The organism is Pseudoalteromonas sp. 5Ae-yellow (assembly GCF_014077565.1).
Lineage (GTDB): Bacteria > Pseudomonadota > Gammaproteobacteria > Enterobacterales > Alteromonadaceae > Pseudoalteromonas.
This window is the reverse complement of sequence record NZ_JACGWD010000222.1, coordinates 1-242: the sequence shown is the minus strand read 5'-3', so window position 1 is coordinate 242 and position 242 is coordinate 1. Positions and strand designations below refer to the sequence as shown.

The following is a 242-nucleotide window of genomic DNA, read 5'->3' as shown; positions in this document are numbered from 1 at the left end:
TGATGATAGCTAAGGCGTCTTCTTTGCTGGTGACTGGTTCACTGGTTAATAGGTGCCAGCTTAAGCCGTTCTCAGCGTTTCCTCTCTCTGCACTGCCGACATAGTAAACTGGGAGGGAGCGTCCTTTCTTATTGTAAGGCGCTTTGAGTGTCACTGGCGCATAGGTGATATCCAGTGTTGCGCTTCGGGCTTTTCTTCCTCCTTTTTGTGCAATGTGGATGTGTTTGGTGCCTGCACTCATC

Annotated in this window: 1 pseudogene; it reads right to left on the bottom strand. The window is 49.6% G+C overall.

Annotated elements, in window-relative coordinates:
* A pseudogene (locus H4J63_RS20695) lies at positions 1-242 on the bottom strand (IS4 family transposase); the annotation flags it as partial.